This is a genomic window from Shewanella marinintestina (assembly GCF_023283845.1).
GTDB classification, from domain to species: Bacteria; Pseudomonadota; Gammaproteobacteria; order Enterobacterales; family Shewanellaceae; genus Shewanella; species Shewanella marinintestina.
Window position 1 is genome coordinate 1 of record NZ_JAKILC010000022.1, and the last position, 23,599, is coordinate 23,599.

Annotated in this window: 23 protein-coding genes; 10 read left to right on the forward strand and 13 right to left on the reverse strand. The window is 43.3% G+C overall.

Translation table 11 applies throughout. The features are described 5' to 3' along the window. The first annotated feature begins 372 nt into the window (after positions 1-372). Complete coding sequence (locus L2747_RS18885; RefSeq protein ID WP_249000550.1) at positions 373-927, forward strand: gamma carbonic anhydrase family protein; 555 nt, start codon at positions 373-375, stop codon at positions 925-927. Between the two features lie 21 nt (positions 928-948). Here L2747_RS18885 and L2747_RS18890 read toward each other — a convergent pair whose 3' ends face one another. Together L2747_RS18890 and aroE are read right to left on the reverse strand one after the other, a co-directional pair. Next, positions 949-1,227 carry a DUF1488 family protein gene (locus L2747_RS18890; RefSeq protein WP_249000551.1) on the reverse strand — a complete coding sequence of 93 codons (279 nt, stop codon included), beginning with the start codon at positions 1,225-1,227 and terminating at the stop codon, positions 949-951. A gap of 23 nt (positions 1,228-1,250) precedes the next feature. Continuing rightward, positions 1,251-2,066, reverse strand: coding sequence for a shikimate dehydrogenase (aroE, locus tag L2747_RS18895; RefSeq protein ID WP_249000552.1), 816 nt, complete (start codon positions 2,064-2,066; stop codon positions 1,251-1,253). A gap of 183 nt (positions 2,067-2,249) precedes the next feature. Here aroE and L2747_RS18900 point away from each other — a divergent pair, with 183 nt between their 5' ends. Further along, positions 2,250-2,696, forward strand: coding sequence for a group II truncated hemoglobin (locus L2747_RS18900; protein WP_249000553.1), 447 nt, complete (start codon positions 2,250-2,252; stop codon positions 2,694-2,696). A 155-nt stretch (positions 2,697-2,851) separates the two neighbouring features. Here L2747_RS18900 and hemF read toward each other — a convergent pair whose 3' ends face one another. From hemF to L2747_RS18915, 3 genes are all read right to left on the reverse strand, one after another. Continuing rightward, the gene (gene hemF / locus L2747_RS18905) at positions 2,852-3,766 is read right to left on the reverse strand and encodes an oxygen-dependent coproporphyrinogen oxidase (protein ID WP_249000554.1); all 915 of its coding nucleotides are present in this window, start codon (positions 3,764-3,766) and stop codon (positions 2,852-2,854) included. A 24-nt stretch (positions 3,767-3,790) separates the two neighbouring features. Beyond that, complete coding sequence (tsaC, locus tag L2747_RS18910) at positions 3,791-4,354, reverse strand: L-threonylcarbamoyladenylate synthase type 1 TsaC (protein WP_249000555.1); 564 nt, start codon at positions 4,352-4,354, stop codon at positions 3,791-3,793. Positions 4,355-4,441: 87 nt separating this feature from the next. Further along, complete coding sequence (locus L2747_RS18915; protein ID WP_249000556.1) at positions 4,442-5,005, reverse strand: DNA topoisomerase family protein; 564 nt, start codon at positions 5,003-5,005, stop codon at positions 4,442-4,444. 134 nt (positions 5,006-5,139) lie between these two features. Here L2747_RS18915 and L2747_RS18920 point away from each other — a divergent pair, with 134 nt between their 5' ends. Further along, positions 5,140-6,912: a collagenase gene (locus tag L2747_RS18920; RefSeq protein ID WP_249000557.1), complete on the forward strand. Its 1,773-nt coding sequence runs from the start codon at positions 5,140-5,142 to the stop codon at positions 6,910-6,912. Between the two features lie 77 nt (positions 6,913-6,989). Here L2747_RS18920 and L2747_RS18925 read toward each other — a convergent pair whose 3' ends face one another. From L2747_RS18925 to L2747_RS18935, 3 genes are all read right to left on the reverse strand, one after another. Beyond that, the gene (locus L2747_RS18925; protein WP_249000558.1) at positions 6,990-7,463 is read right to left on the reverse strand and encodes a DUF494 family protein; all 474 of its coding nucleotides are present in this window, start codon (positions 7,461-7,463) and stop codon (positions 6,990-6,992) included. Between the two features lie 2 nt (positions 7,464-7,465). Beyond that, positions 7,466-8,485, reverse strand: coding sequence for a DNA-processing protein DprA (gene dprA / locus L2747_RS18930; RefSeq protein ID WP_249000559.1), 1,020 nt, complete (start codon positions 8,483-8,485; stop codon positions 7,466-7,468). 154 nt (positions 8,486-8,639) lie between these two features. After that, positions 8,640-9,740, reverse strand: a complete 1,101-nt coding sequence (locus L2747_RS18935) for a LysM peptidoglycan-binding domain-containing protein (protein WP_249000560.1) — start codon at positions 9,738-9,740, stop codon at positions 8,640-8,642. A gap of 136 nt (positions 9,741-9,876) precedes the next feature. Between L2747_RS18935 and def the strand changes: the two genes are divergently transcribed. The 5 genes from def to L2747_RS18960 all read left to right on the forward strand — a co-directional run bounded on the left by def (position 9,877) and on the right by L2747_RS18960 (position 15,656). Continuing rightward, on the forward strand, positions 9,877-10,389 hold the full coding sequence (gene def, locus L2747_RS18940; RefSeq protein ID WP_249000561.1) for a peptide deformylase: 513 nt from the start codon (positions 9,877-9,879) through the stop codon (positions 10,387-10,389). A gap of 4 nt (positions 10,390-10,393) precedes the next feature. After that, positions 10,394-11,359, forward strand: coding sequence for a methionyl-tRNA formyltransferase (gene fmt, locus L2747_RS18945; RefSeq protein WP_249000562.1), 966 nt, complete (start codon positions 10,394-10,396; stop codon positions 11,357-11,359). Between the two features lie 6 nt (positions 11,360-11,365). Continuing rightward, positions 11,366-12,646: a 16S rRNA (cytosine(967)-C(5))-methyltransferase RsmB gene (gene rsmB / locus L2747_RS18950; RefSeq protein ID WP_249000563.1), complete on the forward strand. Its 1,281-nt coding sequence runs from the start codon at positions 11,366-11,368 to the stop codon at positions 12,644-12,646. Positions 12,647-12,653: 7 nt separating this feature from the next. Further along, positions 12,654-14,063 (forward strand): Trk system potassium transporter TrkA, encoded by a 1,410-nt coding sequence (gene trkA, locus L2747_RS18955; RefSeq protein ID WP_249000564.1) that lies wholly within the window; start codon positions 12,654-12,656, stop codon positions 14,061-14,063. A gap of 150 nt (positions 14,064-14,213) precedes the next feature. Next, positions 14,214-15,656 carry a TrkH family potassium uptake protein gene (locus L2747_RS18960; RefSeq protein WP_249000565.1) on the forward strand — a complete coding sequence of 481 codons (1,443 nt, stop codon included), beginning with the start codon at positions 14,214-14,216 and terminating at the stop codon, positions 15,654-15,656. Between the two features lie 55 nt (positions 15,657-15,711). Here the strand turns inward: L2747_RS18960 and hemG (L2747_RS18965) are convergent, their stop codons facing one another. After that, positions 15,712-16,251, reverse strand: coding sequence for a menaquinone-dependent protoporphyrinogen IX dehydrogenase (hemG, locus tag L2747_RS18965; protein ID WP_249000566.1), 540 nt, complete (start codon positions 16,249-16,251; stop codon positions 15,712-15,714). A 200-nt stretch (positions 16,252-16,451) separates the two neighbouring features. On the opposite strand from hemG (L2747_RS18965), the gene L2747_RS18970 reads away from it, so the two are divergent. Beyond that, on the forward strand, positions 16,452-16,760 hold the full coding sequence (locus tag L2747_RS18970; protein WP_249000567.1) for an ArsR/SmtB family transcription factor: 309 nt from the start codon (positions 16,452-16,454) through the stop codon (positions 16,758-16,760). 57 nt (positions 16,761-16,817) lie between these two features. Here the strand turns inward: L2747_RS18970 and hemG (L2747_RS18975) are convergent, their stop codons facing one another. The 4 genes from hemG (L2747_RS18975) to pepQ form a co-directional block, all read right to left on the reverse strand. Further along, positions 16,818-17,345, reverse strand: coding sequence for a menaquinone-dependent protoporphyrinogen IX dehydrogenase (hemG, locus tag L2747_RS18975; RefSeq protein WP_249000568.1), 528 nt, complete (start codon positions 17,343-17,345; stop codon positions 16,818-16,820). Positions 17,346-17,487: 142 nt separating this feature from the next. After that, the gene (locus tag L2747_RS18980) at positions 17,488-18,945 is read right to left on the reverse strand and encodes a TrkH family potassium uptake protein (protein WP_249000569.1); all 1,458 of its coding nucleotides are present in this window, start codon (positions 18,943-18,945) and stop codon (positions 17,488-17,490) included. A 135-nt stretch (positions 18,946-19,080) separates the two neighbouring features. After that, complete coding sequence (locus L2747_RS18985; RefSeq protein ID WP_249000570.1) at positions 19,081-19,695, reverse strand: YigZ family protein; 615 nt, start codon at positions 19,693-19,695, stop codon at positions 19,081-19,083. 55 nt (positions 19,696-19,750) lie between these two features. Then, positions 19,751-21,073 (reverse strand): Xaa-Pro dipeptidase, encoded by a 1,323-nt coding sequence (gene pepQ / locus L2747_RS18990; RefSeq protein ID WP_249000571.1) that lies wholly within the window; start codon positions 21,071-21,073, stop codon positions 19,751-19,753. Between the two features lie 364 nt (positions 21,074-21,437). Here pepQ and fadB point away from each other — a divergent pair, with 364 nt between their 5' ends. Next, positions 21,438-23,591 carry a fatty acid oxidation complex subunit alpha FadB gene (gene fadB, locus L2747_RS18995; protein WP_249000572.1) on the forward strand — a complete coding sequence of 718 codons (2,154 nt, stop codon included), beginning with the start codon at positions 21,438-21,440 and terminating at the stop codon, positions 23,589-23,591. The last annotated feature ends 8 nt before the right edge of the window (positions 23,592-23,599 follow it).

Consider the following 23,599-nt stretch of genomic DNA (forward strand, 5'->3'; position numbering starts at 1 on the left):
GACGCTTAGGTCGTTTGGCTGAGGAGGCGTATTCTACACTTCCCAGTGTCGGCGTCAAGCGCTTATTTTAAGAAGTTTTTCAAGCGATGATTCTTTGTTCAAGTCACATCTGATTGAGCTTCTAAAGCGATTGTCACCTGATTCAAATCTCTTTCGATTCTCGAACCTCTAACACTGCTGCAAGTCCCTTGCTACCTAGGTAGTTGGCCTGCTGTGCCGTGTCAGTGGATGCGCATTATAGGGATGTGAGATTAAAGCGCAAGAGCAATAATGAACAAAATCGAACTTTTATAATCGTTTGCTCACAAAACCCACTGACTAGCCACTTTTTAGGCTTTATAATGCTAAAAACACCATAATTAGGACTTTTAGATGTCAAACTCTAGAAACAATAGCTCACTACGATCTTATAAAGGTGCCGTACCGACACTTAAAGAAGGTGTTTATATCGATGAGGCTGCAGTATTAGTCGGTGACATCACCCTTGATGAAGATGCCAGTGTTTGGCCTTTAGTTGCAGCACGTGGAGATGTAAACCATATCTACATAGGTAAACGTTCTAATATCCAAGACGGCACTGTTTTACATGTGACTCGAAAATCCCCATCTTTACCTGCAGGTCATCCATTGATTATTGGTGATGACGTCACCATTGGTCATAAAGCTATGCTGCATGGCTGCCAAGTCGGCAATCGTATTCTAGTAGGTATGGGCGCAATCATTCTTGATGGCGCGGTATTAGAAGATGATGTAATTTTAGGCGCGGGGTCTTTAGTCCCACCAGGTAAGATTCTTAAGAGTGGTTTTCTTTATGTCGGCAGCCCAGCCAAACAAGCAAGGCCCCTAACAGATGCTGAACTCGCTTTCTTGCCCCAATCAGCTGACAACTACGTCAGACTCAAGAATGAATATTTGCAAGAAGGCTAATTAGCGGCTTCTACTATCGACTTAGATAAGTACGACTCTTCCTTGCTCGTCGAATGACTCCTGTTCGATGAGCATTTCAACCTCTTCTTCTATATCAAAACGGTATTCATCAAATACAGCTAACGCTTTAGCTTCAATATCACAGGTTTCCGCCGTCAGTGCTTCTGATGAAAATAAGGCTAATCTTTGCAGACTAATGCGACACTCAACGTTGGCCCCTTGTACCTGTGCTGGAAATACCACAACCTGGCTTCCCGAGTCCCAGTCTTGAAGATCGGGGAATAAAATACTTTGATTCATTTTTCTCTCAAATTTATCTCAAATTACAGTTCAGCTCGTAGCAGAATTAATACAGGCTCAACACTTGGCTTTATTCTGCGCCAAATATTAAAGCTTTCTGCGGCTTGGCCTACCAACATACCTAAGCCATCGATGGTATGTTTAGCCCCCTGCGCTTTAGCCCACACATTGAATGTTGTTGGCTGCTTGCCATACATCATATCGTAGCAAACAGTTTGTGGCGTAATCGTATCGCGACTGATATTAGGCACCTCACCACTTAAGCTTGATGAGGTTGAATTAATGATCACATCATAGTTTTTGCCCGTATGACTTATCGGTAAAGCCTCTACTTCGCCATAACTGGAAAAAAGTGCAGCGAGTGTTTCAGCCTTAGCTTGTGTGCGGTTAACGATAGTAAGCTTGGCAATTCCTGCCTGAATTAATGGCAGCACACTACCTCTTGCGGCGCCACCAGCTCCAACAAGAAGAACATTAAGCCCAGTAAGACTGCCTAAGTTTCTTTCGAGATCCGCAACTAAACCTAAGCCATCGGTATTATCACCACGAATTTTTCCATCGGCCATTACAGATAAAGTATTCACAGCACCAGCAAGCTTTGCCTGCTCGCTGAGTTCATCACACAAGGCAAATGCTTGCTCTTTAAATGGCACTGTAACGTTAGCGCCACGACCGTTTGCTGCAGTAAAGGCATTAAAGCTCTGCTGAAATTCATCGATAGGAGCAAGAATCGCCTCATAAGTAAGTGACTGAGTCGTCTCTTTAGCAAACATAGTATGTATTTTAGGGGACTTACTATGGCTAATTGGGTTGCCAAATACTGCGTATCGTTGAGTCATACCTATTTCTCTTTGCCATGAAAAATAACAGTGTAACTCGGATCCTCAGCTAGGCAATCGCTTCTATTGGAGTTATTTTCAGCTTTGATATTCTGGCAACAGTTTGCAGAGTAAACCCGTTACTCGTTAAACTGACTATAGCTTTTATAAAAATAAAACCATTAGTAGAAGTAGAGCAATTAAATGAACTGGTTAAAAAAGATCATTGGTAAGCCTGACAGTCATCAAGGTACATCTCAAGACAGAGACCCAAACCAATCTAATGCCTATGACCGTATCGGTGGTGAACAGGTTATTCGCGCGATTGCTCATCAGTTTTATGCTCAGATGCAAAGCAACCCAACTACTCAAGAATTACTCGCAATTCATAGAGCGCCAATTGAAGAGTCAGAACAAAAGCTATTTGAATTTCTAAGCGGTTGGCTTGGTGGGCCACAATTGTATCAGCAAAAACATGGACATCCTGCACTACGTGCCAGACACATGCCGTTTAAAGTCGATGAGACTATGCGAGATCAATGGTTAGTATGTATGAACGCTGCGATAGAGATAGAAGTGGAAGAACAGCAGCATCAGCAAGCGATATATAGTGCGATATCAACACTTGCTGATCATATGCGAAACCAATAACACCCTAGTATCATTGGTTTCTATCGTAGGGTTATGCTCGCTTAGAGACTAAGCCAATCTCTAGGCTTAAGGTAATCACTATAGAGTTGTGCCTCAGGATTACCCGCTTCTGGCATGTAAGCATATTCCCTGCGCACCTAGATTGACGCATAGAATTATAGGCTTAACCAATCTCTTGGTTTAAGGAAGTCACTATACAATAATGACTCTGGACTACCCACTTCTGGCGTATAAGCATATTCCCAGCGAACAAGTGGCGGCATCGACATTAATATCGACTCTGTGCGGCCACCAGTTTGCAAGCCAAATAGCGTGCCACGATCATAAACCAGGTTAAATTCAACGTAGCGACCACGACGGTATAGCTGAAACTGTCGTTCATGCTCACCATATTCGGTATCTTTTCGGCGCTCAACAATAGGAGCATACGCTGTGAGGAAGCCATTACCTACTGCTTGCATAAAGGCAAAACTCTGCTCAAACCCTTGCTTATTAAGGTCATCAAAGAACAAGCCACCTACACCGCGAGTTTCATTACGGTGTGGCAACCAGAAATATTCATCACACCACTGCTTATATTTAGGGTAAACCTCTTCACCAAAAGGTTCACACAAAGACTTAGCACTTTGGTGCCAGTCCACTACATCTTCTAAATAAGGGTAATAAGGCGTTAAGTCGAAGCCACCACCAAACCACCACACAGGATCCGCACCTTCTTTACTGGCAATAAAAAAGCGTACATTGGCATGAGTCGTTGGAATATGTGGATTATTGGGATGAATAACTAGCGAGACTCCCATAGCTTCAAAACTACGGCCAGCTAGCTCAGGGCGATGCGCCGTTGCCGATGCAGGCATAGATGCCCCCATGACATGGGAAAAATTCACTCCAGCTTGTTCAAATACTGCACCACCGGTTAATACTCGGCTTTGCCCGCCACCCCCCTCTTCACGCTTCCAGGAATCTTCAGCAAATGTTGCAACGCCATCTAACGCTGCTAATCCATTACAAATACGATTTTGAAGATCGAGTAAGAAAGCTTTTACTACTGCCGGATCTGGGATGCTCATATTATTCCTTTTTATAGAGGCTAATTAACCTTGTCTTAAAATGGTGCCTGTTTTGGCATCAATAATCGTTGATGGTGAGGCTTGAATGCCTAATTCGCCTTTAACTAACCCAGCAATAATGCCGTCAAACTGTTGTTTGATGCTTGCAGCTGATAGTGCAGGCTCTTGCCCTGATAAATTTGCACTGGTTGACACTATAGGTTTATTGATTGCAGCACATAGCGCTTTAACTCCTTCATGTGCTGTAACACGCACAGCAATAGAGTCAAAGCTACCGCTTAGCAATTTAGATAACCCAGGCTTAATCGGCATAATAAAAGTATAAGGTCCTGGCCATTTGCTCTTGGCGAATAGCAACTGCTCAGCCGTTAATTGAGACTCATCAATATATGGCTTTAACTGTTGATACTCACCAGCCACGAGAATTAGGCCTTTTTGCCAAGGTCTCTGTTTGATCTGTAATAGTTGTTCAATGGCATCATTATTATCAGGATCGCAACCTAAGCCAAATACAGCCTCAGTTGGATAAGCGATAACGCCACCTTGTATAACAAGCTCAGCAACGTCAGCAGGCAATACTTCTAACATTTATCTCTCTTCACCTTGTACTAGGCCATAAAATATATGCCGCCATGATTACTCAAAAGTGGCATTAGTGAAAGTTAATATGGTGATTTAAACTGCGCGTTTGTATTTACAAGCCTTTTCAGGACACTCCAAACGCATACCTGCCGCTCCTTTACGCTCAACCAAAATACCAAAACCACAGTCTGGGCAAGGTTCAGCAACCGGAGGGTAATTGACTAGAAATTTACACTTAGGATAACCGCTACAAGCATAAAACGACTTACCAAAACGGCTGGTTCTATGCTCAATATGACCTGATTTACATTTAGGGCAAGCTATCTCGTCTTCTGCATCTGCTTGGTCATGTTTTTCAATATGACTACAGGCTGGATAATTAGTACAGCCTATAAATATTCCAAAACGACCAGACTTAACCGCCAATTCACTACCACAGTCTGGGCAAACTGAACCTTGAATGACTTGTGTTTCAATCGATTCGTGTTGCACCAAAGGTCTGGTGTAATCACAACTAGGGTAATTATTACAGCCTATAAACCCACCGTGTTTACTGTGTTTCAGCGACAACTCGCAGCCACATTTAGGGCAAAGCTCAAACTCTTTCTCAAGAGCGTGCTCGTGCGTTGTAAACAGTTGTTGATCGATTTTAGCCATGATTATCTCAATTCATCTATATGGCGCTATTCTACCAAGGAATCGCTTAAGTTTTATATTCCAGTGTTAGAATTTCGTAAAAAGCGATGATATATTGTATTCAATAATATAAAAATAAATCTAAAGGGATAAAAATGAATACAGCCTCAAAGCTCGCTATTACTATTATAGTCAGTCTACTAGGTTCGATATCTGGATGCGCCACAGTTGAGCAGCCCGTAATCAATCCTCAAGTTATCAAACAGATTACTTCAGCCTCTGAAAGTCAGTTATTTAGCCCTGAAAGCTCATTACTCACAATCAATGACTTTCAACAAGCAACTGCGGCATTAGCAAGTCAGCAAAATATTCAAACCATCGACAAGCTACTTTATTACTTTAGAGCCTTTAGTTATTACGGCCCTGCAGATGAACTTAATGACACTGACATAAACGCACTCGCTAGCGCCTTACAGAAACTAACAGATTCAGGGAGATTACGAGATCAGCCTCGCCTGCAAGAGCAGTATGCCGTTACCCTGTACCGTTACTTTGACGATAACCAAGCAGCACTTGCCCTAGCGCCACTAGTGGCACAACTCAATATTCAATTAAAACAACTCACCAACTCCAGCTCAAACAGCACTAACGATTACGCACTATTAGAAACGCTAAAAGCTTACGGTTTCTTACTCAATAAAGCCCGTAAAGATGTTGACGGCGAGCTAGCTACAACCTTACTTGCAACAGGTTTAGATAGTGCCTTACTCGATTTTGCAGCAAATCCTGCAAGTATTCGCGCCAACCAAGATTGGCCACGAACAAATGCCTATTGGGCGCTAGCTTTATATCGCCTAACCTTGCCCTCATCAGACACTGGTGAAGCAACACAGCAAGAGCTGGCCTTAGACGCTGCAGTCGCAACCATAGCTAAGAATGATGTGAGCCTGCGTGGTAATGCTGCTAAGGACATCTATACGGCAGGTTTTCACGTGAATACGTTCGCGGGTCAAGAGTTATGTGAGAAGAATAGCGAGATTTGCCGCATTCCAGAACTGAAAACAGTATTACCGATCAAGTACTATTGTTCTGACAGTCTGTTTATTCTCGCGCAAGATCTTAATCAAGCAGAGCTCAATGAAAGCTGCACTAAGCTCACCTCACAAGAGTCGACGTTCCACCAAGTATTAGCCACTGAACATAAACCGGCAGCAAATGATTTTAATAATGCTTTACGAGTAGTCGCCTTTAAAAATTGGAGCCAATACCATTTATACGGTCAGCTAATTTTTGATATTCATACTGATAATGGTGGTATGTATATTGAGGGCTCGCCATCTAAACCCGGTAACCAAGCAACTTTCTTTGCTTATCGTCAATGGTGGATTGAACCTGAGTTTAAGGTATGGAACCTCAACCATGAATACGTCCACTACTTGGATGGACACTTCGTTAAATATGGCGGATTTGGCCACTTCCCAGCAAAGATGGTGTGGTGGTCAGAGGGTTTAGCTGAATATATTGCTAAAGGCGATAACAATCCTTCTACTCTGCGCGTAATTAAGCGCGATTTAGAACAAGCCCCGACTTTAGAAGAGATTTTTGCTACTGAATATAAAGATGGTCAAGACAGAACCTATAAATGGAGCTATATGGCTATCCGCTTCTTAGCTGAAAACCATCACGCAGACTTTGTCCAATTAAGTCATTTCCTTAAAACGGACTATTTCGAAGGTTATGAGCAGTTGATGGCATCATTAACCAAGCACCAGCCACAGTTTGCAGATTGGTTAACCACGCAGGTAAATGCCTTTAATGATAGCGAAGAAAAAGCTAAATCTGGTTTGCGTAAGCAAGGTAGGTATGACTATCGCGATTACCTACAGCCAAAACATTTAGCCCATGGTGAGAATCACCTGAAGTTCTAAACATAATTCCTATTTACGCACATCCATGTACAAAAAAGGAGGCTCTGGCCTCCTTTGTTCTATCGTATTCAGCTCATTTATGAGTGTAAACGTCCATCCGGCTGCTCAAAGATCAGATCTTCCATCTGCTCATAGGCTGACTCATGGCCTGGGGCATTAAATAACACCATCAAGATGACCCACTTTAAATCGTCTAAGGTCAACGTTGGCTCGTCAATTTCCATCACACGATCAATCACCATTTCACGAGTTTCCACGCTAAGCACTTTAATTTGCTCTAAAAACAGTAAGAAACCACGGCTCTCGACGTCAATCTTTTCCATCTCTGCTTCAGTATAAATACGGAATGAGTGCTGATCATGATTGCAAAGATAAGGAGTACCCGCTTCTTGCAAATCAGCTAAATGCTCTAACCAAGCAAGGGCTTTAATAATCTCGCTTTGGTGAAATCCAGCACGAGTTAACTCTTTAGTCAGTTCGTCTTCATCAACAAGAAGTTCAACTTCACTATGAACATAGTTTTCAAATAAATACATGAGGATATCAAACATGGCTAGCTCCTCTTCAATCTTATATAACCACCAGGGACTGCAGTAATCCAACCTTGCAGCTCGAGTTCAAGCAATTGCTCCAATACTAGCTCTATGGTTTTTCCACTATGCTCGACCACATCATTTATTGCTGTAGTCTCATAGCCTACACTAGCTAACAGCGAGGAAAATGGCAAATCAGAGGCGCTTTCCCCCACTATATGGTGGCACGACTTAACTTCTTCAAGGTGATAATGCGATAAAGGTGTAACTTCTTCGAAAATATCACTAACAGACTCCACCAACTTAGCCCCTTCACGTAATAATTTATGGCACCCCTCACTTTGCCCGCTAAGTACACTACCAGGAATAGCAAATACCTCTCGCCCTTGCTCATTAGCTAGGCGCGCTGTAATTAACGAACCACTTTTCAAACCCGCTTCCACCACTAAGGTTCCTATAGTTAGACCGCTAATAATCCGGTTTCGTTTCGGAAAATTACCAGCGAAAGGTTTAACCGCTGGCCAAAACTCACTAATAACACAACCATCCTGTTGAATATTTTGATAAATACTCTTATGCCGTTTAGGGTAAACCACATCTACCCCTGTGCCTAAAACCGCTAGGCTAGGTTTACCTATATCAATGGCCGCTTGATGTGCAACGCCATCAATACCTAACGCCATACCACTGGTAATAGATAAACCTTGACCAGCCAGCTGCGCTGCCAACTCATAGGCCACTTTCTTGCCACCGACGGTCGCATTACGACTGCCAACAATAGCGATACTCGGGAATAGTAATCCATCAATATGACCTTTTAAAAACAGTACAGTAGGAGGATCTGTAATTTGCTTTAGTAATGGCGGGTAAAATGGATCATCAATGCAAACAAGGTGATGATTATCGGCTGACTGCTGCCAAGACAATGCAGCCTCAACCAGAGCATAATCGGGAGATAACGAGGACTGGAGTAACGATTCTGGCAAAGGCAACGCTTGGGGCTCATGCGCTAACCTTTGCTTTAACTCTGCTACATCCATGTAGTTTAATAATTGTTTAATCCGAGCGGGTCCTAGCCCAGATACCGCAGAAACAACTAGCCAATCGACCAGCTTATTGTTAATAGATAATCCTTTAAAAAATCGATGCTAATGCCGATTCAACATCGATATCAAAGCTTATCTTAATCTTAGTCTACTCACTGCCAATCAGCGAGTCAGGTGTCACTAATTTATCAGCAACTCTTACAGGGCGCTCGTTAACCAATATAATACCCATACTGGTTTTATCGAACACTTTGAATACCATCAGCTTACCGCGATAAAGGTCCGGCATTTTAATTGCGTTATCTGATGAGACGTTAGCAAGTATTTTTTCATAACGATTACGATCATGTGGCTGCACAGGTATGCCATCGCCATCAATCACCACCACTTTTCCATCTTTAAATATTGAAAAAACCTGCCCAGTTTCAAGACCATCTTCGGCTCCACGATCAAGGTAAACCACATCCAGCTTACCCATTGCTCGAATATCTTTACCTGAAGCAAGCACTGACGCAGGCAGTTCTAGATGTGCGGCACGCGGCATAAAGTAAGCTGACATTAATGAATCATCTTCTATAGGCAGCACCCGATAGCCTGCTGCCGTTTCACGTAAATTACTCAGTAATTCGACTTTAGAAACAGGGCCTGATTCAATAACTCTTCCCGAAGCAGATAGAATAACTTCTAAACCAAGGTTTTCTCCATCACTGCTCTTAAATGTACGTCCATCAGCATACACGCCCAACTTATCACCGACTGTCAGCTCACCTTGGACATAAATAATATCAGAAACAACATGGAACTTAGACGGGCTCTCGCCTCCCATGACTTTGGGCTGTAGCTCGAACCAATCCTCATCAACAACACGATTTTGTAGCAAATAAGGTTGAATTAGCGAAAGGTCGATAGCTGGAATTGCACCATCTTTGGCAGAAATTCGCCCCTGTGGGCTCTTTCTAATATGGGGCTTCATCACTAGACGAGGCTCGCCATCAATAAACACTAAAGTGAGTTTATCGCCGGGATAAATTAGATGCGGGTTTGCGACTTGTGGATTAACGCCCCAAAGTTTAGGCCAGCGCCAAGGATCTTTGAGGAAAGATGCTGAAATATCCCATAGAGTATCGCCTTTCTTCACCACATAAGAGTCTGGGTGCCCCGACTTAAGCGTCAACGTATCAGCGAATACAGAGGTGGAACCAATTGTAAGTAAAGCCAAGAATATTAACTGTTTCATCAGGGTATCCATGCTATTTGCTCTTTTATTAAAGTATTAGTAGAGCTTTTGCTGTTATTGAATGCCGCTAACGACTAAAATTGAGCCATTAGCAAAAGTCAGTATAACTAACTGGCTCAATTTTGACAGACTTGTTAAGAGTTTAGATATGAGTTTATTAAAAGTTTTACAATTTCCAGATGAAAGATTACGTACGGTTGCCAAGCCAATCACAGAGTTTAACTCTGCACTTCAAACACAAATCGACGATATGTTCGAAACAATGTACGAAGAGAAAGGTATTGGTCTGGCAGCGACCCAAGTTAATTATCACCACCAACTTATCGTTATGGATCTTCAAGATGATGAAGAACGCCCGACGGTTTTCATCAACCTAGAGATTATTGCTAAGAGCGGTGACTTTTGTAATGAAGAAGGCTGCCTGTCTGTTCCAGGCGTTTACGCTAAAGTAGACCGTGCCGAATTTGTGACAATTAAAGCACTCGACCGCGATGGTAAAGAATTTACTCTTGAGGCTGACGGACTGTTCGCTATTTGCCTACAGCATGAACTCGACCATTTATCAGGCAAGCTATTCGTTGATTACCTGTCGCCATTAAAGCGCCAACGTATCAAACAGAAACTAGAAAAAGCGGCTCGTCTAGAAGCAAAACAAGGATAAATTTTTGAAACCATTAAATGTCATTTTTGCAGGAACACCAGACTTCGCTGCACGCCATCTTCAAGCGCTAATCGATTCAGAGCACAATGTAATTGCGGTATACACTCAACCAGACAGACCTGCTGGCCGAGGCAAGAAATTACAAGCTAGCCCAGTTAAAGCACTAGCGCTTGAAAATGACATCGCAGTTTACCAACCAAAATCTTTACGTGACGAAGAAGCGCAAGCTGAACTCGCCGCGCTAAATGCAGACATAATGGTTGTTGTGGCGTACGGGCTTATTTTACCAAAAGTAGTATTAGACACCCCTCGCCTTGGTTGCATTAATGTGCATGGTTCAATTTTACCTCGCTGGCGCGGTGCAGCGCCGATTCAACGCGCATTATGGGCAGGTGATACCGAAACAGGCGTCACCATTATGCAAATGGATATTGGCTTAGATACCGGCGACATGCTGCTTAAGACTCAGCTAAAAATCGAAGATACAGATACCTCTGCAACTCTTTATGAAAAGTTAGCCGAGCAAGGTCCGAGTGCACTTGTTGAAGCCTTAGCTGCTATTGCAGAAGATCGCTTACCTGCCGAAAAACAAAATGAGGCACTAGCTAACTACGCTGAAAAGTTATCGAAAGAAGAAGCACGCTTAGATTGGTCAAAGTCGGCTAGCGCATTATGGCGTGAAGTCCGCGCTTTCAATCCTTGGCCTGTCAGTCACTACGAGCACGAAGGCAATACCATAAAAGTATGGCAAAGCCATGTGAGCGATGAAACAAGCTCCAAGCAACCAGGTACTATTTTATCTGCCGATAAAGCAGGTATTAGTATTGCCACAGGTGATGGCGTATTAACCATTACACAAATGCAACTGCCAGGCAAAAAACCATTAAGTGTTGCCGACATACTCAACTCAAGAGCAGACTGGTTTACTCCGGGCACTGTGCTAGCTAGTTCTGACAATCAAGAGGCTTAATCACCAATGAACTTAAGAGCTTTGGCCGCGAAGGTCGTTTTTCAGGTGCTAGAAAAGGGTATTTCTCTGTCAGTTGCATTACCAGATCAACAAAGACACCTTGATAATGGTAAAGACAAAGCACTACTTGCCGAGCTTTGCTATGGCGTAATGCGCTACTTGCCACAACTCGACAAGCAAGTCAGTGACTGCATGAGTAAGCAGATGAAAGGCAAGCAACGTATTGTCCACCAGCTATTGCTTGTAGGTTGCTATCAACTGTATTTCACTCGTATTCCAAGTCATGCATCGATATCAGAAACAGCCGAAGCCTGCCGTCAGTTAAAGTTTGAAGGCTTAGTTAAGGTAGTTAACGGTGTTTTACGTAATATTCAACGCCAAGAAAAGCCTTTAGCAACTGACAATGACACTCTGGCATACAACACTCCAGCTTGGATCATTAAGCGCTTAAAAGAGGCTTATCCAGATAACTGGAAAAACGTGATTGAGCAAAGCCATGAGCGCCCTCCAATGTGGTTGCGTAACAATCAACAATCACAAACAAGAGAAACCTACTTACAAGCATTAGCGGGTTTAGAGATTGAAGCTGAAGCGGGTAACAGCCCAGATTCAATTTTATTAAGCAGTCCGCGTGATGTAATGCAGCTACCTGGTTTTGAAACTGGGGCGGCTTCAGTACAAGATGGTGCCGCACAATGGGCAGCAACGTTATTGGCTCCACAAGGTGATGAACTGGTACTTGATGCCTGTGCAGCACCAGGCGGTAAAACTTGCCACCTGTTGGAACTTGCACCAAACATTAAATTGGTAGCCGTTGATTTTGACGCGAAACGTCTTGAACGAGTGCAGCAAAATCTTGATAGATTATCGCTCAAAGCCGAATGTATTCATGGTGATGCAGCCGACATCGACTCTTGGTGGCAAGGCGAACAGTTTGACCGAATTTTACTTGATGCCCCATGTTCAGCAACGGGCGTGATCCGTCGTCACCCCGATATTAAGTGGCTAAGAAAGAACAACGACATCGAAGAGTTGGCTCAATTACAGTCACAAATATTTGATCATTGCTGGAAGTGGTTAAAGTCAGGTGGCACACTCCTATATGCAACATGTTCAATATTGCCTCAGGAAAACAGAGATCAAGTCAGTGCATTTTTAGCTAGAACGCCAGATGCAACCTTGGTGCCTATCGAAGAACAAGCTAATCCAGATGATATTGGTTGGCAGATTGTTCCAGGGCAAGACAATATGGACGGCTTTTATTACGCTCGCCTAGTGAAGGATTAGTACGGCAATGAAAATTATCATTTTGGGTGCGGGACAAGTTGGCGGCACATTAGCCGAAAACTTAGTTGGCGAAAACAATGACATCACCATTGTCGATAACGACAAAAACCGCTTACGTTCGCTACAAGATAAGTACGACTTACGAGTGGTTGTGGGTCACGGTGCTCATCCAAGTGTATTAAAAGAGGCCGGTGCCGAAGACGCAGATATGCTGATTGCGGTAACCAACAGTGACGAGTGTAATATGGCAGCCTGCCAGATTGCGTATTCACTGTACGGTACCCCGACCAAAATTGCCCGAATTCGCTCAGAGCAATACTTAGGTCTGCGCGATAAACTTTTTATTGATAGCGAAACCAAGAACGCTGAAAACCGTCCACGCGGCGGCTTTATTATTGATGAGCTCATTGCTCCTGAACAGCTAGTTACCGCTTATATTGGTCGCTTAGTTGAATATCCTGGTGCATTGCAAGTGCTTGAATTTGCCGAGGGCAGACTGAGTCTAGTCGCAGTGCGTGCATATTACGGTGGCCCATTAGTGGGTAACGCCCTCGCCGCCCTGCGTGAACATATGCCTAATATTGATACCCGGGTAGCTGCTATTTTTAGACAAGGTCGCCCTATCATGCCTCGCGGAACCACCATTATCGAAGCCGATGATGAAGTATTCTTCGTTGCAGATAGTCGCCACGTGCGTGCGGTTATGAGTGAGATGCAAAAGCTCGATAACTCCTACCGTAATATTATGATTGCTGGTGGTGGTAATATTGGTTTAGGCCTAGCCAAACAACTGCAGCGTAATCATTCAGTAAAACTGATTGAACGTAAGCAAGAGCGCGCAGAAGAGTTGTCAGAAAAGCTTGAAAATACCACGGTATTTTGTGGTGACGCATCAGATCAAGAGCTACTACTTGAAGAGCATATCGACCAAACTGATGTATTTATAGCAGTCACCAATGATGATGAAGCCAACATCATGGCAGCACTCTTAGCTAAACGCATGGGTGCGAAAAAAGTAATGGTGTTGATCCAGCGTGAGGCTTATGTCGATATCGTACAAGAAGCCAATATTGATATTGCAATATCACCACAACAAGCCACTATTTCAGCTCTACTAACTCATATTCGCCAAGGTGACATCTGTAACGTTTACTCACTACGCCGCGGTGCAGCTGAAGCCATTGAAGCCATTGCTCATGGTGATGCAAATACATCTAAAGTTGTTGGTAAACAGATTAGTGAAATCAAGCTGCCACCAGGTACGACTATTGGCGCAATCGTGCGCGATGAAGAAGTACTTATGGCTCACGATAAAACAGTTATCGAACAAGGTGACCATGTCATTCTCTTCTTAGTAAACAAGAAGTTTGTTGGCGAAGTTGAAAAGCTGTTCCAACCGAGCGCCTTTTTCTTTTAAAGCGTGTTGCTGTATCAACACTTAAATATATTGCCCCTTTATAGCCTGTAACTCGAGGTTATCAAGGGGAGCTAACAATGTACTTGGTAATTGCACTACAGGAAAGGCTCCTCGCCGAGCATCTTCTCACTTAGATTGGTATAACCTATTATGCTGAACTATCGCCCACTGCTATTTATTCTAGGTATTTTCCTGTCGACACTGACAGGCTTTATGCTAATACCCGGTGCCTTTGCCCTTTATTATGGTGAAGAAACTGTTGCCGCCTTTATGATCTCATCTCTCGTTGCAGGAACGGCTGCGAGTTTTTGTATGCATCAAGGCCAAAGCACTAAGTTACACCTCAACATTCGCGACATGTTTTTATTAACCTGCCTTACTTGGGTTATTGTCAGCTTATTTGCAGCGATGCCTTTTACCTTGTATCACGGCATTAATTATACCGACGCATTCTTTGAAACCATGTCAGGGATCACCACCACAGGTTCAACAGTGCTGTCGGGGTTAGATACCATGGATCACAGCATCCTTATTTGGCGCTCACTATTGCAGTGGATGGGTGGCATAGGTTTTATTGTAATGGCGGTAGCTGTACTGCCATTTTTAAATGTCGGTGGTATGCGGCTTTTTAGAACCGAGTCGTCTGATTGGAGTGATAAAACCACACCGCGAACTCAATCTATGGCAAAGAATTTGTTTATTGTTTATTGCCTGCTGACTTTTTTATGTTTTCTTGCTTATCACAACAGCGGCATGAGCTGGTTTCAAGCCATAAACCACGCCATGACAACCCTGTCGACTGGCGGCTATTCAACTTCCGACCAATCTATGGCGGCCTTTTCAAACGAAGCTCACTGGGTTGGTACCACTTTTATGCTGGCAGGTGGTTTACCCTTATTGATGTTTGTTTATATGGTGCAACATCGCTCAATAAAAATTTGGAATGACGCTCAGGTAAAAGGCTTTTTAAAGTTTGTTATTTTTGTTTCTTGCACATTAGCATTATGGCTTTGGAGTAGCAGAGAAATAGCCGCTTTAGATGCTCTACGCTTAGCCAGCTTTAATGTGGTTTCCGTTGTGACAACTACCGGTTATGGCCTAACTGACTATACGGCTTGGGGCGCTCTAGCCAACATAGCCTTTCTATTTTTAATGTTTGTTGGTAGCTGTTCTGGCTCAACCTCTGGCGGGATAAAAATCTTCCGTTTCCAAATAGCCGGTGTGGTTATGCGTGAGCAGTTAAAACAACAGTTTCATCCCAATGGCGTGTTTAAAGAGCGTTATAACAACCGCATCATTAAAGATGACATTGTCCGCTCCCTAGTTACCTTCATATTATTATTTGTGATGGTAATCGTACTGCTATCTATAGTGTTAGTGCTTACCGGGCTAGACCCTGTCACTAGCTTTACGGGCGCCATTACCGCAGTTACCAACGTGGGACCAGGATTAGGTGGCACTATTGGTCCAGCAGGAAACTTTTCCACTTTACCTGACGTGGCCAAATGGGCATTAGCGATTGGGATGCTACTTGGACGCTTAGAGATCTTAACGGTTGCAGTATTATTCCATCCAAGCTTTTGGAAGTATTAACCCTGTTTTTCAGCTACAAAAAAGCCGCATCAAGTGCGGCTTTTAAGTCTGTCACCTATTTAGCTAAGCTAACGAGATGCTCAGCGTAAACTTTCACATCTTCCCAATCAGTGTAATCAATTATTGCTTTAGGATCGGTCGGCCCATCGGTGATCTTCATAATTAGTTGGATCATCATTCTGTCATACCAACGCCAAGATGGGTAATCTACCTTACCGGCAATCACTTTTACGTCGTTTGGTTTCCATGCCGATAGCTCAATAAACTTCTGCAGATATTTATTATTTTCAGGAACACGTTTTTCAGGTTTTCGCGCAACCACGTTAACACTAAAAAAACTGGTCGCTTTTGCATTTAGCTCAGCTTGATGTTGGGCTGCAAATTCAAATACAGTCTTATGGTAAGTGCCGTAAAGTACGCAAGCCCCCAAAGCAACAACATCATACTTTTGCCAATCGATGCCTTCAGCTTTAGCTTCATTGATATGCATCATATCGCACTTGTGACCAACACTCGCTAGGTGGTCGGCAATCGCACGGCTAATTCTGGCAGTATGACCACCACGTGAATAATAGAGTACCAGAACAGATTTCATCTTAATCCCAATAGAGAATTTGTTGTTTAAAGACATTGTTACAGCAAATCGCAGTTTTTAAAGGAGAATGGATCACAAATTAGGTATAGCTCATATTATCGGCATCAAAAATTGTTAAAATGGTAATCTGGAAGTATATTGTTTTATCAATACCACTCAATTAGAATTAACTAATTGAAGGCTATGGAGTAAGCATAAGTATGCAGCAAGAAATAGATGCGAATGCAATGGTCACAAATGCTGAAAGCGCGGCTAAATGGCTAAAAGCGATTGCCAACCCATACCGCCTAATGATCTTATGCTTATTACTAGATAAAGAGTTAAGCGTTACTGAACTTAATAAAACAGTTCCCCTTAGTCAATCAGCGCTATCACAACATTTAGCGGTATTACGCTCTGAAGACTTAGTTGCCACCCGTAAAAGCTCTCAAGTGGTTTATTACACTCTTAAAAATGAGCAAGTCACTGAAGTTATTTCAATACTGCATCGCAAATATTGCGCTCAATAAACTAAAACAAAAAAGCCTGCTAAACAGCAGGCTTTTTTGGGTCTAATTTGCGGTGCTTTAGCGTTCAGAAAACGCTCGAGCAAACTCGTCGACTTTATTCCAATCGGTAAATTCAAAGGTACCTGTTGTATCTGTCGGCCCTTTGGTCATCCACATAATAAAGCGGATCATTACCTTATCGAATAAGCGATATTTAGGGTAATCAATTTTGCCAGCAAACACGGCTAACTGTTGTGGTTGCCACAGCGAAAGTTCCAAAAACTTTTTCATATAAGGATTCGTTTCTGGAGTATTTTTTTCCGGTTTACGTGCAACAACATTGACGGTAAAGAATGCATTTTGTTTGGCATTGAGCACCGCATGATGACGATTAATAAACTGATATAGTTCGGGTCGGTGTTTACCATAACGAATACTTGCCGCAACCAATACCTTATCGAACTGAGCTAAGCCCAATGCTTCAGCATTTTCCAATGAGGTCAAAGTCACCTCGTTATCATGTTCTTGGGTGATCTTTTTGATTTGCTCACAAATTGCTTTGGTTTGGCCATCGACAGTCGAATAAATAATGAGAGTTTTGTTCATTTACTTCCTACTATTTCCCGATTAATACAGGGTTATAACTAGACACAAACTATGGCCAACGGCCTGTCATATCTTGAATATACTACTCAATAATTAACGCTAGCTTAGCCTAAGCAATCGAGTAACTATCTTTACACTTAATTTAGTTTTTCCAGAAGGTCGGCGTAAACAAAATTAACAGAGTAAACACTTCTAATCGGCCAAACAGCATGGCAAACAATAGCACCCACTTTTCACCATCGCCAATACTGGCGTAGTTACTCGCCACCTCACCTAAACCTGGACCTAGGTTATTCAAGCAAGCAGCTGTAGCACTAAAAGCGGTAATCGCATCCATCCCTTGTGCCATCAAAATAAGCATGCACACTACAAACACTAACGCGTAAGCAGAGAAGAACCCCCATACCGCATCAATAACCCTATCTGGCAGTGCGTTACCACTAATACGAATAGAAAACATACCACGTGGATGTACCAAGCGCTTTAACTCGCGAGAGCCTTGCAATAACAACAAAATAACTCGAATGACTTTAATACCGCCTGCTGTTGAGCCACCACTGCCGCCAATAAAACTAGAGAAAATTAGCAAGATAGGTAAGAACAGCGGCCAAGCGTGAAAACTCTCGGTACCAAAGCCGGCAGTAGTGGAAATCGATACCGCTTGGAACAGTGCATAATCAAAAGTTTCTTCTGCCGAGTCATAAATGCCTGAGCCATACAGGGTGACAAAACAGATGGCAGTTAGCACCAATTGAATCGCAATGAGCACTTTAAACTCGGCGTCCCTAAAGTAAACTCTAAGGTTAATGCCGCGGCGAGAAAATGCCGCAAAGTGTAAGCTAAAATTCAGTGCTGCAATCAGCAGAAACACTACACAGATCAGATTGATTGTAGGGCTGTCAAAGTAGCCCATACTGGCGTCGTGAGTAGAGAAACCGCCAATGGCAATGGTTGAGAATGAGTGACAAATCGCATCAAACACATCCATCCCCGCCAACCAATAAGCAAAGGCACAAGCGACGGTTAATGCTAAATAGATATACCAAAGCGCTTTAGCGGTTTCAGCAATTCTGGGCGTCATCTTACTGTCTTTAACTGGTCCTGGCATTTCGGCACGATATAGCTGCATCCCCCCAACGCCAAGTACAGGCAAAATAGCCACTGCCAGTACAATAATTCCCATACCACCAAGCCATTGCAGCAAGTGGCGATAGAACAAAATCGCTTTGGGTAGGCTATCGAGGCCAACAATCACCGTGGCTCCGGTGGTGGTCAGCGCAGAGAACGACTCAAAAAAACTGTCGGTTAAACTTAGTGAGGGTTGGCCAGAGAAAATAAATGGCACAGCACCAATAGAGCCGAGTACTACCCAGAACAATACCACCAGCAAGAAGCCCTCGCGGGTACGCAGATCTTTACGATGAGCACGGTTGGGATACCAAAGGCTAAAACCCAAAATCAGGCACAATACAAACGCCTGAATAAATGCCATGCCGCCACCATCTTTATAAATAACGGCTACCACGGCAGGTGGGAGTAAAGATAAAGAAAACAGCCCCATCAGCAGGCCTGTAATTCTTATAATTGTTCGATATTGCATTGATTCCCATCACTCGCGCTAATGCTACAGCGCATTTTTGTACACATAATTAATGACCTTGTACCGCAGCAATTGCAATACAAAGCGCTTGTTACACTTATTACCGATAAATCAGCAAACATAAAACTGGCTAACTTACTCGGCAAATATGGCTTTCAACTGGCCTTTACTCATAGTGGCTAGATCGACGTTTAGCTGCACCTTAAACGCTTTAGGTATAGCAAATTGAATCACGATATTGTCGCTAAACTGTTTGTCGTCAATCACCACGTCATATTGGGCAAAAATATGCTCAACATCTTTGAGTTGATGATAATCACACACTAGAGTCGCTGGATAACGGATCTGCTTAAGTTGAGTTTGCAGCTGAGGAATCGCTTGTTTAATCCCCGAACTATAGGCTCTAACCAATCCACCCACGCCTAGTTTAGTTCCGCCAAAATAGCGGATAACAACTGCCCCAACTTCACCAATATTAGCGCCCTGTAGCGCCGCTAACATCGGCCGACCAGCACTACCTGAAGGTTCACCGTCATCACTAGAGCCCATATTGACGTTATCCGTTGGTGCACCACCAACAAAAGCGTAGCAATAATGGTTTGCTCCCGGATACTCAACCTTTAAGTTAGTAAGTACACACTTCAACTCTTCTGCAGACTGGCAGTGAAATAGAAAAGAGATAAAGCGACTATGCTTTATCTCTTCTTCAAATAATAGCTCTGCGGCAGGAATGAGATAGCTCTCGCTCAAAATAGTTCTCTCAATCGATTATTCGCGATTATCTCAGCCAAGTTAGCGAAAAATATTAGCGATTCAACCCTAAATCTCGGGTCATATTCTCAATACTCTCGCCATGAACAATCACGTTGTCTTCAATACGAATACCACCAAATGGCCTTAGGGTATCTACCGTATTCCAATTAATCTGAGACTGACGCTTATCTTGTTTTAACGGCGCTAATAGCGAGTCAATAATATAAATACCCGGCTCTATGGTCAGTACCTGATTAACATCTAACTCTCGAGTACAACGTAAAAACGGATGCGCATCAGGAGCGGCAATATGAGTGCCTTTATCATCACCAAGGAAACCGCCCATGTCGTGCACCTGAATACCTAACATATGACCTAATCCATGGGGGAAGAACACGCTAGTTATGCCCTGTTCGACCAGCCCCTGTACATCGCCGCTGACAATATCAAAATCCAACAAGATCTGCGCTAACTTATAATGAGTTTCGACGTGCAATTGCACATAGCTCACACCTGGCTTCATCATATTGATGATCTGCAGCTGTAAATTGTCCATTGCAGTAATCAAATCATCGAAAATATTCTTTTCAAAGGCATAGCTACGGGTGATATCAGATGCATAACCGTTAAAGTTAGCTCCGGCGTCAATTAAGAATGAACGACGCTGGGCTGGCGATTTTTGCTCGAGTGCCGTGTAATGCAAAATCGCTGCGTTTTCATTAAGCGCAACAATACTGCCGTAAGGGACTTGGTTTTCACCTTGTGATACCGCCGATAAGTAAACTTGTAAGATCTCAAACTCACTCGCACCATTATAGAAAGCTGTTTTAGCCGCCTGATGCCCGGTCACAGCAATTGCGTTGGACTGACGCATACAAACCAACTCATAGTCAGTCTTTGTTGCACGGTGGTAATTAAGGAAGCTTAACACTGCATCTGGATTACGCGCCTTAAAGCCCAAGACATCAGCCACATCTAAGTGCTCACCAATATAAGCCCAATTATCAATATCTTTAGGAAGATACTCGGCAACTTTATCGGCTTTGGTCAAAAACTTAATATCGACGTGCTCTGACCAATATTCAGTCGGCTCTGCAGCCACTTTATGCCAAAAATCCACAGGGCGATAAAAGATTAACACTGGCTTATCTGTGCCATTTACGATCAACCATGAGTTAGGATTGTCGGTCACCGGTAACCAGGCTTTAAAATGTGGATTAACTTTAAAAGGGTAATCTAGATCATCTAAAAACTGTCTGTGTGCTTGGCCTGAATGAATGACTAAGCCCGACAAATTTTCGCGAGAAATAATCTCGGCGACACGACCATTTAAGACTTGAAGATGGTCATGATAGAGATGTGCTAACTGTTCCATGAGGGTTACCCTATTGTTATTATTTAGCCAAATTTTCGACGACGGCTCAGTCTAACACATCGTTAATTAAAATTTTTCTTCAAACACATTATTCGCATTTACAGGCAAGTTACTAACCATAAACTTAAAATCAAAAAACCTGCAAAAAATCAATAAAACCATGAATATTAAAAGTTATTATTTATACACACCAAAAAACCAAACGATCGTTTAAATTGGGTGTTGTAATTTTTTGTGATTAGTCGCACACTGGATGGCAACTGGTCAAATGATGGCCGAGGCTGCTGTGACAAAGAAAGTTACATTCAGATAATAAAATCATTAACGATCTGAATAGTGAACTTAAGCTATAAGGAAGCAAGCAATGATCTACCAAAGCCCTACAATTGAGGTTGAGTTACTCGAAGATAATATCGCCCACCTATGCTTTAAAGCACAAGGTTCAGTGAACAAGTTAGACAGAGCAACCATCGATTCGTTAAATGCTGCACTCGACAGCATCAAACAAGATTCTAGTATCAAGGGTCTTATGCTGAGCTCAGCTAAAGATGCCTTTATCGTTGGCGCTGACATCACTGAGTTTCTGGGACTGTTCACTGAAGAAGACACAGTACTGCACTCATGGCTTGAACAAGCTAACGATGTTTTCAATAAGCTAGAAGACTTACCTTTTCCCACGATTTCAGCAATTAATGGCTTTGCATTAGGTGGTGGTTGTGAAACCATCCTAGCAACAGACTTCCGTATCGCAGACACAACAGCTCGCATCGGTCTACCTGAAACTAAATTAGGTATTATCCCAGGCTTTGGTGGCACAGTACGTTTACCACGTGTTATCGGTGCCGACAACGCACTTGAATGGATCACCTCAGGTAAAGATCAACGCCCAGAAGCAGCACTAAAAGTTGGCGCTATTGACGCCGTTGTCGCTCCAGAGCAATTAAAACCAGCAGCATTAAAAATGCTTAAAGATGCCCTAGCAGAAAAGCTAGATTGGCAATCTCGCCGCGCTAAGAAACAAGCGCCGCTAACCCTACCTAAGCTTGAAGCCATGATGTCTTTTGCTACAGCTAAAGGCATGGTATTTAAAATTGCCGGTAAACATTACCCTGCACCAATGGCTGTAATTAGTGTTGTCGAGCAAGCAGCACAAAGTAGCCGAGCAGAAGCCTTACAAATTGAACATCAAGCGTTTGTAAAGCTAGCCAAAACCGAAGTTGCGCAAGCACTGATTGGTATCTTCTTAAACGATCAACTCGTTAAAGGTAAAGCTAAGAAAGCTGGCAAACTCGCTAAGAAAGTCGACTCTGCAGCTGTACTTGGCGCCGGTATCATGGGTGGCGGTATCGCTTACCAAAGTGCCAGCAAAGGCACACCTATCGTGATGAAAGATATCGCCCAACCGGCACTCGATTTAGGCTTAGGTGAAGCAGCAAAACTGCTTACTGCACAAGTGAAGCGCGGCCGTTCAACGCCAGCAAAGATGGCAGCAGTACTGAATAACATCACTCCGGCACTCGACTATGCTCCAGTAAAAGATGCTGACGTGGTGGTTGAAGCCGTTGTTGAGCATCCAAAAGTAAAATCAATGGTACTGGCTGAAGTTGAACAACATGTTAGCGAAGATGCCATCATCACCTCTAACACCTCAACGATTTCAATCAACCTATTAGCTAAGAGCCTCAAAAAGCCTGAGCGCTTCTGTGGTATGCACTTCTTTAACCCAGTGCACAAAATGCCATTAGTCGAAGTCATTCGTGGTGAAAACAGCTCAGACGAAACCGTTGCTTCCGTTGTAGCCTATGCCAGCAAGATGGGTAAAACCCCTATCGTGGTAAATGACTGCCCAGGTTTCTTTGTTAACCGCGTACTCTTCCCTTACTTTGCAGGCTTTAGTGGCTTGCTTGCCGATGGCGCCGATTTCGCCGCTATTGATAAAGTGATGGAGAAGCAGTTTGGTTGGCCAATGGGCCCAGCTTACTTACTTGACGTTGTTGGCCTAGATACTGGTCATCACGCACAAGCGGTAATGGCTGAAGGATTCCCAGACCGTATGGGTAAATCAGGTAAAGATGCTATTGATGTGATGTTTGAAGCTGAGCGCTTTGGCCAAAAGAACAGTAAAGGTTTCTACCAATACTCGGTTGACCGCCGCGGTAAGCCAAAGAAAGATTTAGACCCAACCAGCTATGAATTACTACAAGCTGAGTTTGGTGAACAAAAAGCATTTGAATCAGATGAGATCATCGCTCGCACTATGATCCCTATGATTATCGAAACAGTGCGCTGTCTTGAAGAAGGAATTATCGCTTCGCCTGCTGAAGCGGATATGGGTCTAGTTTACGGTCTTGGTTTCCCACCATTTAGAGGCGGTGTCTTCCGTTACCTAGATACTATGGGTGTAGCTAACTTTGTCGCTCTAGCAGACAAATACGCTCACTTAGGTGGTCTATACCAAGTAACCGATACTATGCGCGAACTTGCCGCCAATAATGGCAGTTACTACCAGCAGGCTTAAGCAGGAAG